Below are 17,526 nucleotides of genomic sequence, written 5' to 3'. Positions count from 1 at the left end.
AAAATCAATATTCATGACAGAGATATGGGAACGCACGTTTTAGAGACCCGTTTTATTCACTGTGATGAAAAGTGCGAAACTTTTTTTAAAATATTACAGGTTTCGCCGATGCTGCTGGGCATGCTCCCTACTCGATTCTGCTGCTCCAGCAATGGACGAATGAGCCGTTTATACGGCCACTGTGCTTTTTCGAATAGAAGGTTTTGTAACTCAGCCCTCGCCTCTGCACACAATGGGGTATGGTTCAAAGCCTGCTGTAATTGTTGAGCTAATACGCGCCACAATTTAAGTTCATCAATATGATAATATTCAGCAACTGCTTCTAAAATACTGGCCAGATTGACCTGTATGCCCAAGGTCTGTAAATACAGGATCAAGTCTTCGACAGCATCATGATAAAGCGTAATTCTAAAATCATGCGGGCTTAAATAGCATGGGTCTTCCAGGCCGTGTTTTAGCAACCAAGGTAAATAGATCCGCACCGAATCATGGTCACGCAGCATAAAGCCGGAGAACTGCCCTTGATTAAGGACTATACAGATATTTTGGCCATGAATTTCTCCCATAAGACCTAAGCGGAATAAGCGTAAATTCACCTCAAAAAAATCTTTGCACAAGGTTTTAAATACATCAATGACATTAGTCTGGTTCGACTCAAGCTGTTGAGCCTTGAGAATCAGCTCAAACGGATAGATTTCTCCTTCGATGCAATGCCCTAAACTGGCCATTGGAATAAGCTGGTAGGGCTGCTGCAATAATTCGGAAGGAATACGGCGCCGCTGAGCTGCCAGATGCATCGGCCGCTCTTCAAATAAAGTAAGATTATCTGGTGTTAGATTTTCAGGTTGATGAGGTAAATACGCCCACCACTGGTTCTCATCACACAACCACAAGCGTTTTTTCAGTACATCATCTTTTTGTTTGGCAACCTGCAAAAGTTTCTGGTTTTTTTGTCCATTAATCATTTTAACAATCGGTAAAAACCGTAGCGAGCCTAAAGATTTTACTGCTAATGGAAGCTTCAAACTATCTTGTGGTTTGATCTTAGACAGCAAACTTCTTAGCGAAGAACTGGCATACAGGTCAGCAGACTGAAATTGCAAGGACACAATCACCTGCTCGTCAAGTTCTGACTTAAACTGATCTGCCAGTACATGCTCAAACTGCCAGGCATGCATAGGTAAAACCAGATAATCATCACTCACCCCCTTCTGATTTAGCTCCTGCTGTAGCTGTAAATTTTCTTCACTGCTCAAGAAAATTTTGGAGGGTTGATGAATTTTAAGCTGGGTCACGTCCTGTCCAAAAACCAGCTTTTCTTTTTTAATTGCTACCCAGTTCAAACGGATGGGCTGTGAAAATTCTGGGCTAAATTGCCGGTACTCATCATTGGAAAAACCCTCTTTGAGCTTGGCCAGTGGATGATAAGGACGGTCTCGAAGTGCAGCATACTGTTCCAGCTGAATAAATAATTCAGCAGGTTGATCTGATAACCATGTTTCAGAACATATCTGATGATGGTTACTGAGCTGAGTTTGTAGCAAGGTTAATTCCAGTTCGGCGCTTAAATTTGCTAGCTTTGATTCCTCACAGCCTGAAAAATATTCCAAACGCTGCATAGCATTAAATAAGTCCAAAGCATTGCATAGACAAGTTTGAAAGCCTTGATCTGTCAGAACCTCTACCCGAAAACAGCACGCCAAGGGCTGAATTTGCCAGTCCTGTTTAATGGCTTTGCGTACGGGCAACAGAATAAATTCGGTTACATTTGAGTTGAACAGAACAGCAAAATAAATCTGATCTGTATACCCTTCAAATAATGAATCAAAACACTGGCCAAAACGGGCTTTTAATCGGGTTTTAGCCTGCTGCCGGGTGAAAATAGCCTGCTCGGAAATATAGCCTTCTACCAAAAAACTGTTTACCAGATCGACCAGAACCATTTGTGTGCTAACAGTAGGTGAAAACAACATCGTATTCATCTGATACACTCTTAAACTGATAGTTGACGAAATACATGTAGTGGATTATTCACCAGACGTAGCTGTACTTTGCTATCACCAAACAGCCGTCTTTTGGTTAAAGATTCAATGCAAAACTGCGCTGCAAATACATCAAATTTTTCATATCTACTTTGATGCTGCGGGTATTTTTTCTGGAAGTCATGAATAATATCGGCCGCCTTTTGCCAGAATTGCTGTTCAGCTAACCCAATTTTCTGTTGCAGGGTGATCGCAATATCACTTAAAGCGACAAAAAACAGGCAGGCACAACTAAAATCCCGAACTGCATTTAAATCATCGGTCAAAATAAAGGACATGCGATTGGCTTTGGCATGCTCTGCCGGCAAGGCATGTAATTTAGGACACTTATCTGGATGGGTGAGATGGTCCGGATGAAAACGAACACCGTCATGAAAATCTTTTAAAATAATGCGGGTTGGCCAGCCATTCTGATGTAGCAGAATGATGTTTTGTCCATGTGACTCAGAGCCGATTCCTTCAGCATGCAATAAAAACAGAATAGGCTGGATCACCACGGAGAGGAATTGGGTCAGCCAGGCTTCAGTTCCATGTGCATCTAACCAGGGCTGAATCAGAAGTTGGCCGTCGTTCTGGACATGACTGATGCCGTTCAGCGGAATGGCATCTTCCCCCGGCTTCAAATAGTGGTGAATGCTTTCACGCCATAGACTTCCAATCGTGCCATAAGCCTGTCTGGCATGAGACGCGGGAAGCTTGGTAAAATCAACAGCAGTCGCATGCACTTCTCTTAAAATTGCAAAATCTAAAAAACGGGCAATCTCGCTCTTTTCGATCAGGCCTTGCAACCAATCGGTAATTAACGGGCCATTCATGGCGGCATGCGAAGCCAGAATTCGTGAGCTTGAAGTATTGGTTAAACTCATCGAAAGTTTGATATAAGGCTTTTCTGGATGCTGTAAGTTGGTTAAGGTTCTTAATGATTGCTGCGCAATATAGGCATCAGTACCACGGCCTAAATACACCATTTTTTGTGCGGTTATTTCTTCAAAAAATGTATGGACCAGGGTATTTTCCCACTGCCAGGGATGTACAGGCAGCCAGGTATATTCAGTAGTATCCAAGCCCTGCCTTACCAAAACCTGATTGAATATTTCTGTCTCTCCTTTAGTCAGCTGTTCATGTAAAAACTGATCTGCATCAATTGAGTGAGAGGCATTCTCTGAACATAAAGAAGAATGTACAGCCAGCCAGACCAGATGGACCGGTTGTGCATACTCTACGCCATATTTCAAGTTATCTTGCAGACTGAAGCCAACCCGGGACTTATAACACGGGTGATAGGGATGCCCCGCCATCAAATAGGTTTCGAGAACATCATAGCTGTGCTGGACAGCAGGAAGCGAAAACGTATTTTGGTACTGCTGCGATTGCACATCATGAATAAAAGTCCGTTTTAATTCATGAATAAAATCTTCTAGTTTTGCCGCATTTGGAATAGCCCGAACAATTTCATCAATCACCTGATTTAATTGTGCAACCGTTCTTTGCCCGGTATGGTCCTGGCGCATGACATTCTGATCATCCATACGCACTAAACCAAAACTCAAATAGTGTTTACCCGAGGCAATATACTCTACAGCCTGCTGGTTTCGATCCTGAGCACTGATGATAAAACATTCATTTTCTATTGTGGCTGCAATCACCTCTTCATAAATCAGTGCCTGAAATAACTGTTTAATAACTCGTTGCTCTACCTTTTTAATGGCAGCCTGATCGGGTTGTTGCCAAGCCAAGGTAGGTGTAAAGGTGGAATGGTTATTTTGTGCGAATGCTGTAGCTAAGTGACCCATAATTTTTCCTTGATTATTAATTTTAAACATGAAGTGTGGACTGTTTTGAATGTGGAAATTTCCATGCATAGGGCAAGCCTAATAGCATCATGCAGGCACAGAAGAAAAACAGTTCGCGAATTGCATACAGTTGTGCAATAGGCAGTTCATGGTTCAATAACAAATGCTGTGTACGAATTTGTAAATAAAGTGCAGCCATCACCACGGCGACAGCCGAACAGAGGCGCCGAAACAGATTATTGACAGCAGCCCCTTGCGTGACCAGCTCTGGATTATGTAGATGATTAAGCCCTGCGGTGGTCGCAGGCATATACGACAAGCCAAAACCCAGACCATGAATGATCATGCAAAAGATGAGCAAACTAACAGATAGACCGGCGGCCAGGCCCAGCCCTATAAAGGCGATTGCAGTTAGCAACAGGCCAAAACTGATCAGCCGTTTTGCACCGTGCTCATCTAGATATTTACCTGCGTGTTTGCTGCATAGACTGGTGGCTAAGGCACTACTCATCAGCAATAGGCCTGTCCAGATTGGACTTAGCTGAAGTGTGTTCTGGACCAGTAATGGAATCAGTAGCAGACTGATAAACAAGCCAACAGTATGTACAATCGAAATGATCAGACTGTAATTAAACTCACGGCTTTGAAATAAGGGCCAAGCAATAATTGTGCTGGTTCTTTTTCGGCTGAACCAAATAAAACCAAACCCGCTTAATCCACTTAAACCGAACAGCCACCAGAATAAAGACTGGGAAAAATCTGCCCATTGCTTAATTGTGCTTAGCCCCAACAGTAACGAAATGATTGAAACCGCCAGCAAGCTAAAACCAAGCCAGTCAAATTTTAAATTATGCGTAAGTGACTGCTTGGGCAAATATAACCATCCGATGGCCAACGCTGCTAGAGCCAAGGGAACATTCAGCAGAAAAAGTACTTGCCAACTGAACCAGACTAGAAGCAGTGCACCCAACATCGGGCCACAGGCCAGAGTCAGCATGATCATTGCGCCCCATAGTCCCGTTGCACTACCACGTTGCTGTTTTGGTATCACTGAAAAAATAATGCCCAGCGACAATGGAATCATCAGTCCACTCGCAAAACCCTGTAAGGCCCGTACAGCCAATACTGTTTCAAAGCCAGAGACAAATACACCGCAGACTGAACTCAACATAAAAATACTTAATGCAGATAAGTAGATTTGGCGCTGACCAAAGCGCTGGCTTAAAAAACCAGTTAACAGCAGGCTGAGGCTCATGGTTAAAAGAAAAACTACCACCACCCAGCTTACTGCTGCTTCTGCAATCTGAAAATCCTGCATCAGCTGGGGAATTGCCGGGTTAAAGCTACTATTATTGAGACTCACCGTTCCTGTTCCCAACATGACAGACAGCATGACCCAGCGTTGGGACAGGTCAGGATCCGAAACAGAACGGGAATCTGAATTTGATATTTCAGCCATGACAATTCCCTATTTATTTCATTGAATATTGAGGAAATAAATCTGCTACTTTTTTTGAAATCGGTGATGAAATCACATCTGTCCGAAAATTACTTTTGGCTATAGCAGGTATAGCAAACGAAGCTTCAGTTTCCTTAATCTGAAAATCCTGAAAACTTTGTCGGCCTTCAATTTCAAAATAAGTTTTATCTAAAATTTGATTAGCTATTTTTGCAGAACGAAAAGCTCCTAAACCCAAGTCAGGCGTCCCGACACCATGATGCTGCAAGTCCGTGTTCTGGACATAAATTTCCCCATCACCCTGATAATTGAGTTGATGGTTTTCATTAATTTCCCATTGATGCTGTGGATTTAAACCAATCTTAGAGCCAAGCTTATTTAAAAAGTCTAAAGATGGATATTGATAGCCCGTTGCAGCAATAACCGTACTGGCTTGTATATTTAAATTCTGCTGTTTCTGTGTCTGTAAAAATTTAAGCTGAATATTTTTTCCATGAACTAGCTGGGCATTTTCAAGGTGATAATGGCCTGCCAGAGTGACATGTGTATCTACTGCTCCAATACTGCGCTGATAAAGCCGTTCATAAATATCACGAATGGTTTTGGCACTAATACCCTTGTACAGGTTGGCTTGAGTTGCAGGTAATGTCGTTTTTAAGTCTTGGGATAAATGATAAAAATAAGACATATAATCTGGACTAAAACTTTCCAGACCGAGCGGCGTATTTTCCATGGGGAAAAAGCCTGCTGAACGGGTGAGCCAATATAAATGAAATTTTGCTTGCCCGGTTTCAGGGTTAATCTGCCTGTCAAATAAATCAATAAAGATTTCAGCAGCTGATTGACCCGAACCAATGAGCACCACATTGCCCGATAACTGCTGATCGCCTTGATGTAGATAATTCGAGGAGTGCAGACAGTGTGGATGTTGCTCGGCTATCCGCTGTAATGGCTGGGGTAACTTGGGTGTTGTTCCTGTTCCTAACACCAGTTTTCGAGTTTGATGCACAGATAGCCGGCCTTTTTGTTCGGTAATAACCTGAAAACCACCTAAAATTGGCGCGATGTCGGTTACTCGGCTACCAAACTGTAAATGCTCTAATTGTTGAACGACCCACTGACAATAATGATTGTATTCTTGGCGTGGAATATATAAATTTTCCCGAAAATAGAACTTATATAGACGTTGATGGGCTTTTAAATAATTTAAAAAGCTATACGGGCTGGTCGGCTCGACCAGACTAACCAGATCCGCCATAAAAGGTACTTGCATCATGGCATTAGGTAGCTGTATGCCAGCATACCAGTCAAAATCCTGACGTTTCTCGAAAAATTGGTATTTGAGTGAGCTCTGCTGATGAAGCAAGGCTGCCAGACTTAAATTGAAGGGTCCTAAACCGATCCCGATAAAATCAAGCATATTCAGCCTCCACTACAGTCTGTACAACATACAGCGGGTTTTTAAGGTTGATGTAAATGGATTGCTGAGAAATATGGGCTTGTAATTCATCTAACTCATACAAACGCGTCATCAAATTACCTTTATAGGGGAAGGTGTCTTGATATAAAACAGTTTTTAATAAATTACTTTCCGGATATTTTTGGTAGGCCTGCATCAGACAGGATTGCAGCATTTCAATCAGTTTTTGCTCTTCAACTACTCCTGTTATACCAATGGCATTGATCAGACCGAATAAAGTATTACCAATAAAATAATAACGGAAACGTTCATCCACTAAAGCTAATGGACAAACTGCTTGACCATCTGTTGCCAGTGTGGGGAAACGTTCTAAAATTTCGTTGGCCAGCTCCTTAATATAATAGAATCCCTGATTGTCTCTAAACCAGACATTTTTAGGCATACCCTCTTCAAGCTCAATTAAAGTATTTTGCTGATGGGCTTCAAATGCCATACCAAATTCATGATACAACTCTATTAGTGGCAAAATCGTGATTTCCAGAAAACGCTCGAACCACTGCAAAGCAATATTGGCTTGGCTTTGACCAGTTTTTCGGGAAAGATTCGCAAAGATTTCGCTAAAACGGTTTCTAGCTTCAAAAGGATGGTCTTGGCAGAGTGAAGCAATACAGGTCACATCAGCATTTTCCTGGAATGGGTTTTCGCGTAAAATACAAATGGTTTCATCTAAAACCTGTCCGTTAACTTTTAAAGCCATCCAAGCTGGATCACTGATAGTTTTTAAATGTGGATGACGCTGCCTAAAACTGGAAAGATACTCATCATTCCACAATTTGTAGCTCAGCAAACCACGATGACATTCTTTATAAAGATTAACTCGAATAGAGTTGGTTACGGCGACTGTCATAGATGTTTTAAACATCCAGGGCGCCTGTTCGCTATATAAAGTACGTACCGAGGTGGTCGCTTTCATCTCCCAACCCAAGGCACCAAAATCAACCAGTCTGCCTTGATGTAAAAGCTGTTGATACCAGTCTTTATCTTTTAAGTAGCGGGCTTGCCATGGATGCAATGGTAATAACGCATAATCAGGATACTCATCCATTTTGGCTTGGTGATAGGCATTAAAAAATGGTGCAAGGTCCTGTTTTAATTGGTTAGAAATATCAGTTTCATGTGCATTGTCATGTACTACCTGATCTGGATGGATATACAGGAAATGCATCTTAAAAGTACTTTGGGTTTCTGGAGAATAAAGCTGCCAGTCATTTTGAACAAAACCCTGACGGCTCTTTGGTGAGGGATGCATACTATGCCCGAGAACCAGAGCTTGCTCACTTTGAATAAAGTTTTGCTGGGCCTTAATTACGGCATCGATCTGCTCTTCACGGTAACTCAGAAATTGTTGCAGAGCCCCACGGCTTTGAATCCAGCATTCAAGCAAAGATGAGGAATCTAATGCTTCATCATTTTTTTGAAAAATTAAATTTTCCAACAAGTTTGCTGCCAAATTGACCGGGCTCAGCTTCAGTATTTTCCCGCCTTGTTCTACCCACGGTAAAGCAGCGAAACGATGTCTGCCTACTTTGCTCACATAGGCAAGTGGCGCATATAAAAACCCGGAAACCGTTTGCAAAGGAATACACAATACAGTATTTCCCTGACTCTGGTTTTGTAACTGTTGCGATTGTTCTGCGATAGGAATAAAACGACCATTACCTGTTTCTTGTAGATATGCATTGACTAAATGTTGTAAAGCGATCTTATCCGTGAACGATCTCATCTTCATCACTTTATTAAGTAAAAATAGTGTGATGAGTAAAATATACTTATATAAATTAATTGTAAATGATAATTACTATTATTTACATTTTCATTTAATAGGGTACTAGTAATCAATATTGCATACATAACTTTAAAAAAAGCTTCATTAAATTAAATATTTAAATAAAAATTTTTCTATAGATAAAAGAACAGATAAACTTATTGAGGAGTTATAGCGAAATAATTTAGGTTGGGATGACTAACTGCTTTAGTATCCGAATATATTAATTTAGATGTTGAGTATGTAGCTGAAATCGACGTGAAAACAGTGGCAGCCTTAGGTTGTATTCAGTTCAGTACAGAAAATTTGTCCCGGTCAGTTAGAAAGTTTTTATATTTTTTAGATGATAGTTTTTCTAGAAAATTACTTTATACCGCAAATAAATATAAATTTATATATTAATTAAATAAAATCAAAAAATTATCATTACATCTGTCTCTCGTGTTGTATATAGCTTTAGGTATATTTTCCTGTAGCATGAATGTCCATTCTCGCTATTTTATTTTCCTTTTTCAATATGATTTAAAATTGCACAATCTGCACTATTATCGCCAGTACAATAATTTGCTGATGTCTGTAAAAGATTAACCATTTCCTGAAATCTGGCGATTCTTTGTTTTAATTCATCGATATGTTTTAAAGCCAGTTGCTTAACCTCAGCACTTTGACGATCTGTATTTTTCCATAAGGAAACTAGTTCTTTCATTTGCTCTGAGGAAAAGCCTAAATCTCTGGCATGTTTTATAAAAACCAAGGTTTTTAGATCACGTTCTGAATAAATCCGATAGCCAGAATCCGATCTTTTAGCAGGCTCAAGCAGACCAATCTGTTCATAATAACGGATCATTTTGGTTGAAATGCCTGATTGTTTCGAAGCTTGACCAATATTCATTTATTACCTCTGGCCTAAACAGGGTTTCAACCTTAATTCGGTTTCCACCCTTATCAATATAGTTTATGTACTCATCTGCGGCGCATTGAAATATTTTAGGCGTAAGGCATTACCCAATACAAAAACAGAAGATAATGCCATGGCACCCGCTGCAAAGATGGGTGACAGTAAAATACCAAATGCAGGATACAACACCCCCGCTGCAATAGGGATCAAGGCAATATTATAAACAAACGCCCAAAACAGGTTTTGTCGAATGTTACTAATGGTTGCCTTACTTAATGCGATTGCATTGGGTACACCCTGTAAATTACCTGACATCAATATAACTTCTGCTGCCTCAATCGCCACATCGGTACCTGTGCCTATTGCCAGGCCAACATCAGCTTGGGCCAAGGCTGGCGCATCATTAATACCGTCTCCAACAAATGCTACCCGACCATATTGCTGTTGCAACTGACGTACTACCTCAACTTTTCCATCAGGCAGAACTTCAGCCACGACCTGATCTATATGTAAACGCGCAGCAATCGCTTGAGCAGTATGGCGATTATCACCTGTAATCATGGCTACCTTCAAACCCAACTGGTGTAAGGCATTAATGGCAGCATATGTGGTTTCCTTGATGGGGTCAGCAACAGCAATAATGGCTGCTAATTTATGGTTAATTGCCACATAGATTGGGGTTTTACCCTCTTGTCCCAAACGCGCTGCTTCCTGCTCAAAAGATGTAACATTAAGGCCCAGCTGCTGCATGTAACGGTCAGCACCAATCTGGACACTCTGTCCTTCAACCTCTGCCTTAATGCCTGATCCTGTAACTGAATCAAAAGCTGTTACAGGCAACAGATTGATTTTTTGCTGCTCTGCAGCCTGAACAATTGCCAGTGCAATCGGGTGTTCAGATTTTGCTTCAACCGACGCCACAATCTGTAGAACTTTCTTATGTTCAAAACTTTGCTGAACATGAAAATCGGTCAATAGTGGCTTACCTTCAGTCAGTGTACCTGTTTTATCTACTGCAACAACCTTAACTTCCTGTAAAAGCTGAAGAGCCTCACCTTTACGGAATAACACACCCATTTCTGCACCGCGTCCTGTACCTACCATAATTGAGGTCGGGGTCGCTAGTCCCATTGCACAAGGGCAGGCAATAATCAATACTGCCACTGCATTCACCAAACTAAAAGTTAAGGCAGGTTCTGGACCGAAAATAAACCAGACAATAAAAGTCAGCGTAGCTAACAGCATTACCATTGGAACAAACCACATCGTGACTTTATCAACCAACATCTGAATAGGGAGTTTGGAGCCTTGAGCCTGCTCAACAATACGAATGATTTGTGCCAATACAGACGACTCGCCAATCGCAGTTGCCCGAATATTTAATGTTCCGTTCTGGTTGATTGTCCCGCCTACCACCTGATCTCCCGAATGTTTTTCTACAGGAACAGGCTCACCTGTAATCATGGACTCATCAATATAGCTTCGGCCTTCCACTACTTCCCCATCAACAGGCACACGTTCGCCAGGACGAATCTCAACAATCGTATCAGTAGTCACCTCTGCAACTGGTACTTCTATCACTTGCCCATCACGGTAAATACGCGCTGTTTTAGCCTGCATTCCTACTAAATGTTGAATAGCCTGTGAAGTACGTCCTTTAGCCTTTGCCTCTAAATAGCGTCCTAATAAAATCAAGCTCACAATCACGGCTGCTGCTTCATAATAGACATGCACCGTGCCTTGAGGCAGTATTTCTGGAATAAAGGTTGCAACCAGTGAGAAGCTATATGCGGCCAGCGTTCCCACAGCAACTAGAGAATTCATGTCTGGTGCCAAACGGAACAGGGCCGGAATTCCTTTCTGGTAAAAACGTTGGCCTGGAAATATGAGTACCAGTGTGGTTAGAACAAATTGAATCAGCCAGTTCGGTTGATGACCAATATATTCCATTACCCACATGTGAAAGGCTGGAATCATATGCGAACCCATTTCCAAAATGAAAACAGGCAGAGCTAAAATCAGGGAAAGAATTAAATCACGTTTAAGCTGTTGCTGTTCTGACGCCTTTTTACCCTGTTGTTCATTTTGATCTTGCTCAACCAGCTTGGCAGTGTAGCCAGCCTTTTGTACAGCCTGAATTAAGTCATTAATCTGTAATTGAGTATTGCCTTGTACCCAAGCCCGTTCAGTTGCAAGATTGACATTGGCCTGTTGTACACCTGTCACTTTTTTTAAGGCTTTTTCTACTCTTGCTACACAAGAGGCACAAGTCATCCCATCAATTTCAAGTTCTATGGGCTGCGTAGCACTAACTTCATAGCCAGCTCGCTCTACGGCTTTAGTCAATACCATAAGGTCTAAAGGCTCAGAAGAAGAAACCACGGCCTTTTCAGTGGCCAGATTAACCTGGGCACTTTCAACGCCCTCCACTTTCTTCAATGCCTTTTCCACACGCCCAACACAGGAAGCACAGGTCATACCGGTGATGGATAATGTTTCACGATAGGGAGAAGGTTTTATATTTTTTGAATCCATAACAACCTCTGTCATGACAATCTTTAAGGTGCAGCATACAGATTGACATCATGGTAAGGTCAAGCAGATTTTTTAAAAGAATACACTTGACCTTACCATTATGGAAAGGTTTAAACTTTGCTTGAAGTGATATTCTATTCGGAGAAAATCCATGAAATTATTGATTGAAAATATGACTTGTGGGGGCTGCGCCCGTGGTGTGACTGCAACCATTCATGAAATAGACCCTAATGCCAAAGTTGATATTGATTTAGCGACCAAGGTCGTCAGTGTAGAATCAATCGAAAGTATCGACAAGATTACAAATGCTTTAGCAGAAGATGGTTTTCCAGCAAAATCTCAATAAAATATTTGCTCACTTAACGCCTTATTTTTAGAAAAATAGGGTGCTAAGACCTAATAAAAACAAATAGTTTTTATACTAAACAATAGATAAAGCAGTATCACGTCAATCATGGATGACTATATTCTAATTTAGCGCTCAGGTTGTTTCCTGCTGTTTTTATTTATACTCTATTAAAAAATTAGATATAATATAAAATTAATTCTATTTGTTATTATGTAATATTAAGTAAAAATATAAAAAAATCTTTGAGAAGATACATATTTATGAATTATTAATACTTTCTTTCAGCTTTATTATTTATATAGTTTTCATATTTCTCTGTTTATCTCAACAAAAAAAAGGATATGTGGTTATTAATGATTTGGTAGTCTTTAATAAAGTTATATTAATGATTTCCATTACTTTAATAATTCTTATATCTAAATTCACAGATAAATATAATATAAATAATGATCGTATAATATTTAGAAGTTTAGAGTTCCATGCAATGTATAACTCATTTATTACATGTGTTTTACTTGGAATAATGCTACGTGCAAGGTTTTTTCTAGTTATATTATAACATAACACATATTATTAATAAGATCGATGTATTAGATTGAGAGCCTTATGCCATATAAGCAATATCTATTAAGTATACGAAATTTATAATATTTTTAAAGATATATAAACTAATATTAATATAAGAAAATCTTGATAAATAAATATCTTATATTGATACTTATATTCCTCTTCGTAGCGTCTGTTTTATATTCATTTTATTAAAATATATTTTAACTTATTGAGTTCAATTTTTTTAGTATAATTAAGATATAAAGTCCCTTTTGCTTCTTATCATCTTTTCAGAAGTTATGATCTTTCTATTGCCTGTACTCTCCTGTTCTTTTATCAAAAACAATCTATTCTTCAATTATTTTTATTAAATAAAACTTAATTACATCATTTAAAATGAATATTTTACTATTAGCTTTTAACATTTATTTTTACTCATCAATCATTTAATTTAGGAACAGTAAGCGCCTTGTAAATATAATCCCTTTACTCACTATAGGCCTATGCGCACCTTGACTAGAGACATATTTACAAAGTTATATAAATTATTATTTTTATAGCATTAAATCAAAATTTTAACTCTCATCTTCCCTTAAATAACTCTTCACCCATCTTCACCAAGATCTTTTTACTAGTATCACTCAATTTCATATTATTTATGATACAAACTGACAGAGCATACTTTTTGTTGTTAATTTACTCACTCATATGAGCAATCCTTTTTGTGAATCTATATGGATTTGTTAATATGACACCCGTAAGAGTGCCTTCGTACTCTCACATACTGTTGACTCAATTTTAATATAGAAGAAGATATACTTTTTTCTTCGTTCAGGTCAGGTACGCATCGAATTGGTTAGACAGCCAAAATTCCTAGAAAACTAAATTTATTTTATAAATTTAAGGATTTACATACATGAATAGCACAGAAATAATGGCTGACCTCTCCACCCATACTCCTATGATGCAGCAGTACTTAAAAGTCAAAATGCAACATAACCATGCCTTGTTATTTTATCGTATGGGTGATTTTTATGAATTATTCTTTGATGATGCTCATAAGGCAGCCAAACTTCTTGGAATTACCTTAACCCATCGCGGTAAAGCTAACGGCAATCCTATACCGATGGCGGGCGTACCTTATCATTCTGCAGAGGGCTATCTGGCCCGTCTGGTTAAAGCTGGCGAAACAGTCGCCATCTGTGAACAGGTGGGTGAAGTTACAGGCAAAGGTCCTGTAGAGCGTAAGGTTGTACGTATTTTAACACCAGGTACACTAACTGATGATGCTCTGTTAAGTTCTTATCAAAGCTCTAATCTGGTCGCCTTATGTTTTCAGCAGAACCAAGTGGGTATCGCCTTACTGGATTTAAGCGCGGGTATCTTTAAAGTTCAACAGCAGGAATACAGAGCAGAACAATTGGCAATTGAACTTTCCCGCTTAATGCCAAGCGAAATTCTGGTCGATGAAGATCTCGTCGATGCCAATATTATTGAGCAAATCAAGAAACAGATTGATTGTCCAGTCACTAAGCGTCCAAATGTTGATTTTAATTTAAATAATGCGCAAAAAACGTTGTACGACCAGTTTGCTGTCTCCACTTTGTCCGGTTTTGGTATTGATCATTTACCTCTAGCGAAGGCCGCCGCCGCCGCCCTCATTCACTATGCGAAAGAGACACAAAAAACGGCTCTGCCGCATATTCGGTCTATCCGTCTGGAACAGAGCAATGATTTTATTGCGCTTGACCCAGTTACACGGCGCAATCTGGAAATTATTGATCCGTTGTTTGAGCACGGTACGTCATTATTTCATCTCATTAATGAGTGTCAGACTGCAATGGGCTCACGGTTACTCAGCCGCACCTTGATGCAGCCCCTACGTGATACAGTCATTTTAGAAGCTCGGCTTGATGCCATTGAGCAACTGGTTAAGGGCTATCATGAAGCTCCTGTAAGGTTGGTTTTAAAAGAAATCAGTGATATCGAACGGGTATTAAGCCGTATTGCCTTAGGCACTGCACGTCCCCGTGATCTGGTACAGTTGCGTCAGGCATGTAGCCAAATCCCTTTTTTACGTCATGCATTACAGCCAGTAATTGATAGTAAAAAATCAAAAATGCTTCATCAGCTTTATCAGGAGCTCGGTGATTTTAAGGTCTTATCTGAACGCCTAAGTTCAGCAATTGTTGAAAATCCGCCAGTATTATTACGTGACGGCAATGTAATAGCCGAAGGGTTTGATCATGAGTTAGATGAGCTACGTAAAATTCGTGACCATGCCGGCCAGTTTCTGATCGACCTGGAAATTCAGGAACGTGAGCAGACAGGTATTTCTACACTTAAGATTGGTTATAACCGGGTCAGCGGCTATTACATTGAACTTACCCGTGCACAGGCAGAGCAGGCACCCGAGCATTATATTCGTCGTCAGACCCTAAAGAATGCTGAGCGTTACATCACCCCAGAACTTAAAAGCTTTGAAGATAAAGTACTTTCTAGCGAATCGCGTGCTTTGGCACGTGAGAAACTCCTGTTTGAATTAATACTTGAAGAACTGCGTCAGGATATTGCCAGTCTGCAAGTTATGAGCAGTGCTATAGCCCAGATAGACCTGCTGGCCAACTTTGCCTATCAGGCCCGCTTAAAAAGCTGGAACCGCCCGGAGTTTTCACCTGAAGTTGGGATCAAGATTATAGCTGGACGTCATCCAGTCGTAGAAAGTTTAAGTAAAACCCCTTATACCCCAAATGATACTTCTCTGGATTTTAATCATCGCATGGCGATTATTACTGGTCCGAATATGGGAGGTAAATCAACTTTCATGCGCCAAACTGCGCTAATCAGCCTGTTGGCATATTGCGGCAGTTTCGTACCGGCACAGTCTGCACGACTCGGACCAATTGACCGGATTTTTACTCGCATCGGTTCAGCAGATGATTTGTCATCGGGTAAATCCACTTTCATGGTAGAGATGACAGAAACCTCTCAGATTCTACATCACGCTACCAGTCAGTCTTTAGTACTTATGGACGAAGTTGGCCGTGGAACCAGCACTTATGATGGGCTATCTTTAGCATGGGCCTGTGTACTGGACTTAACCAAACGTATTAAATGCCTGTGTCTGTTTGCTACCCACTATTTTGAGTTAACCGAACTTGGCCAGGAAGCTGGTATAGATAACTATCATGTAACAGCCAAAGAAATGAATGGCAATCTGATTCTTCTACACAAGGTACAGCCTGGACCAGCAAGCCAGAGTCACGGTTTACAAGTAGCTAAACTTGCGGGTATCCCCGCCAGTGTAATTAAAGAAGCGCAAAAACGCCTCAAAATTCTGGAAAAGCAGCAGCAACAGCATTTACAGACAGTAGTACAAAATGATCTATTTGATGTAGTTGCCCCCGTAGTTTCTCCAGTCACGGAGACGATAATGGAGGTTGAAAAAACTTCTCCTGTACTAGAGTCTTTAGAACAGCTTGATGTCGATAGTCTTTCTCCACGGGAAGCTTTGGCTCAGCTCTATAAACTCAAAGATCAGCTTGAGCAGACGATGAGTAAAGGCTGAAAACAGACCACAAATCTGAATATAAAAATCGCACTATTCAGTGCGATTTTTATATATTGCTGTTTCTATCTGCATTCTGTACAGCTTATCTATTTTCAAATCTATAATTTATAAAATTAAGTTTATCTTTATCTCGTTATAAGATAAATGCAGACATCTTTATGCAGATAAGACCAAGAATCTTGGGTTCTATTTTCAGATTATTTTTACACTCCTTGAGTTAACCACTTAAACAGTATAATTGATCAGGGATTTAAACTTCTCTCATAAATCTTAACTTCTATTACAACAATCAATCCTGAGCTTGGAATCAGTAATAGATTTTCAAGCTACAATAAAATAACTCGGCCAAGAATTAATCTTAAAAAATATTGGTATAAATAAGGCATTATTTTTTATAGATCTTAGTGTTCATTTTTAGACGAAATTTATTCCTATCCTCTTTATTGGTAGTTATGCTCTTGTTTTTAAATTACTATTTTTATGAAATTTTTTGAGAAAATATAAGACTGTTTTGCTTAGTACTGTTTAAATATTAATATTCTAATTGTATTTCATGCATATAAATAACAAATATCAATAAAAGGAATTGTTAGTAGAGTAGATTTTTGCCTAAAATAGCGCATTACTCATTAGAACCGTATTTTTAGGTAGCTGTCGCCATGACCTTTGTTGTCACTGAAAACTGTATTAAATGTAAATATCAAGACTGTGTAGAAGTTTGCCCGGTAGACTGCTTCTATGAAGGTCCGAATTTCCTGGTTATTAATCCTGATGAATGTATTGACTGTGCTCTGTGCGAACCAGAATGCCCGGCTAATGCAATTTTCTCTGAGGATGAACTTCCAGAAGGTCAGGAAGTGTTTATCGAACTTAATGCAGACCTTTCACAAAAATGGCCAAATATTACTCAAATTGGTGAACAGCCAGCAGACCGTGAAGAGTGGAATGGCAAACCGGACAAGCTCCAGTATCTTGAGAAATAAAATGAGAAAAGATCAGCATAAGCTGATCTTTTTTTATACTCAAATTAAACATTAGATTGCAATTTTTCCCATTTTTCCCGACATTTTTGAATTAGAATAGAT

Annotated in this window: 10 protein-coding genes; 3 read left to right on the top strand and 7 right to left on the bottom strand. The window is 39.8% G+C overall.

The annotated features are described in order from the left end of the window. Positions 1 to 56: 56 nt before the first annotated feature. The 7 genes from B3R63_RS04495 to B3R63_RS04465 all read right to left on the bottom strand — a co-directional run bounded on the left by B3R63_RS04495 (position 57) and on the right by B3R63_RS04465 (position 11,972). Entirely contained in the window at positions 57 to 1,982 is a 1,926-nt protein-coding gene (locus tag B3R63_RS04495) for an IucA/IucC family protein (RefSeq protein WP_286728421.1), read from the bottom strand. A gap of 11 nt (positions 1,983 to 1,993) precedes the next feature. After that, positions 1,994 to 3,835, bottom strand: a complete 1,842-nt coding sequence (locus B3R63_RS04490) for an IucA/IucC family protein (RefSeq protein WP_286728420.1) — start codon at positions 3,833 to 3,835, stop codon at positions 1,994 to 1,996. Positions 3,836 to 3,857: 22 nt separating this feature from the next. Further along, positions 3,858 to 5,294 (bottom strand): MFS transporter, encoded by a 1,437-nt coding sequence (locus B3R63_RS04485; RefSeq protein ID WP_286728419.1) that lies wholly within the window; start codon positions 5,292 to 5,294, stop codon positions 3,858 to 3,860. 13 nt (positions 5,295 to 5,307) lie between these two features. Next, complete coding sequence (locus tag B3R63_RS04480) at positions 5,308 to 6,714, bottom strand: lysine N(6)-hydroxylase/L-ornithine N(5)-oxygenase family protein (protein WP_286728418.1); 1,407 nt, start codon at positions 6,712 to 6,714, stop codon at positions 5,308 to 5,310. Next, the gene (locus B3R63_RS04475; protein ID WP_286728417.1) at positions 6,707 to 8,497 is read right to left on the bottom strand and encodes an IucA/IucC family protein; all 1,791 of its coding nucleotides are present in this window, start codon (positions 8,495 to 8,497) and stop codon (positions 6,707 to 6,709) included. The genes B3R63_RS04480 and B3R63_RS04475 overlap by 8 nt, the downstream gene beginning before the upstream one ends. 541 nt (positions 8,498 to 9,038) lie before the next feature. Next, on the bottom strand, positions 9,039 to 9,431 hold the full coding sequence (gene cueR / locus B3R63_RS04470; protein ID WP_005019722.1) for a Cu(I)-responsive transcriptional regulator: 393 nt from the start codon (positions 9,429 to 9,431) through the stop codon (positions 9,039 to 9,041). Between the two features lie 63 nt (positions 9,432 to 9,494). Beyond that, positions 9,495 to 11,972: a heavy metal translocating P-type ATPase gene (locus B3R63_RS04465; RefSeq protein ID WP_286728416.1), complete on the bottom strand. Its 2,478-nt coding sequence runs from the start codon at positions 11,970 to 11,972 to the stop codon at positions 9,495 to 9,497. 151 nt (positions 11,973 to 12,123) lie between these two features. Here B3R63_RS04465 and B3R63_RS04460 point away from each other — a divergent pair, with 151 nt between their 5' ends. The 3 genes from B3R63_RS04460 to fdxA all read left to right on the top strand — a co-directional run bounded on the left by B3R63_RS04460 (position 12,124) and on the right by fdxA (position 17,424). After that, complete coding sequence (locus B3R63_RS04460) at positions 12,124 to 12,318, top strand: heavy-metal-associated domain-containing protein (protein WP_005406459.1); 195 nt, start codon at positions 12,124 to 12,126, stop codon at positions 12,316 to 12,318. 1,468 nt (positions 12,319 to 13,786) lie between these two features. After that, positions 13,787 to 16,438, top strand: coding sequence for a DNA mismatch repair protein MutS (gene mutS / locus B3R63_RS04455; RefSeq protein WP_286728415.1), 2,652 nt, complete (start codon positions 13,787 to 13,789; stop codon positions 16,436 to 16,438). 662 nt (positions 16,439 to 17,100) lie between these two features. Then, positions 17,101 to 17,424 carry a ferredoxin FdxA gene (fdxA, locus tag B3R63_RS04450; protein WP_005019709.1) on the top strand — a complete coding sequence of 108 codons (324 nt, stop codon included), beginning with the start codon at positions 17,101 to 17,103 and terminating at the stop codon, positions 17,422 to 17,424. Positions 17,425 to 17,526: the final 102 nt, after the last annotated feature.

Origin of the sequence: Acinetobacter sp. UBA1297 (genome assembly GCF_002307755.1) — a bacterium.
GTDB classification, from domain to species: Bacteria; Pseudomonadota; Gammaproteobacteria; order Pseudomonadales; family Moraxellaceae; genus Acinetobacter; species Acinetobacter radioresistens.
The sequence above is the reverse complement of the archived record's forward strand: the minus strand, read 5'-3'. Positions and strand labels throughout refer to the sequence as shown.

What these genes read in the sequence shown, in the direction of transcription:
- B3R63_RS04495 (WP_286728421.1), bottom strand. Translation starts at nt 1,982, where the DNA reads ATGAATACGATGTTGTTTTCACCTACTGTTAGCACACAAATGGTTCTG.
- B3R63_RS04490 (WP_286728420.1), bottom strand. Translation starts at nt 3,835, where the DNA reads ATGGGTCACTTAGCTACAGCATTCGCACAAAATAACCATTCCACCTTT.
- B3R63_RS04485 (WP_286728419.1), bottom strand. Translation starts at nt 5,294, where the DNA reads ATGGCTGAAATATCAAATTCAGATTCCCGTTCTGTTTCGGATCCTGAC.
- B3R63_RS04480 (WP_286728418.1), bottom strand. Translation starts at nt 6,714, where the DNA reads ATGCTTGATTTTATCGGGATCGGTTTAGGACCCTTCAATTTAAGTCTG.
- B3R63_RS04475 (WP_286728417.1), bottom strand. Translation starts at nt 8,497, where the DNA reads ATGAGATCGTTCACGGATAAGATCGCTTTACAACATTTAGTCAATGCA.
- cueR (WP_005019722.1), bottom strand. Translation starts at nt 9,431, where the DNA reads ATGAATATTGGTCAAGCTTCGAAACAATCAGGCATTTCAACCAAAATG.
- B3R63_RS04465 (WP_286728416.1), bottom strand. Translation starts at nt 11,972, where the DNA reads ATGGATTCAAAAAATATAAAACCTTCTCCCTATCGTGAAACATTATCC.
- B3R63_RS04460 (WP_005406459.1), top strand. Translation starts at nt 12,124, where the DNA reads ATGAAATTATTGATTGAAAATATGACTTGTGGGGGCTGCGCCCGTGGT.
- mutS (WP_286728415.1), top strand. Translation starts at nt 13,787, where the DNA reads ATGAATAGCACAGAAATAATGGCTGACCTCTCCACCCATACTCCTATG.
- fdxA (WP_005019709.1), top strand. Translation starts at nt 17,101, where the DNA reads ATGACCTTTGTTGTCACTGAAAACTGTATTAAATGTAAATATCAAGAC.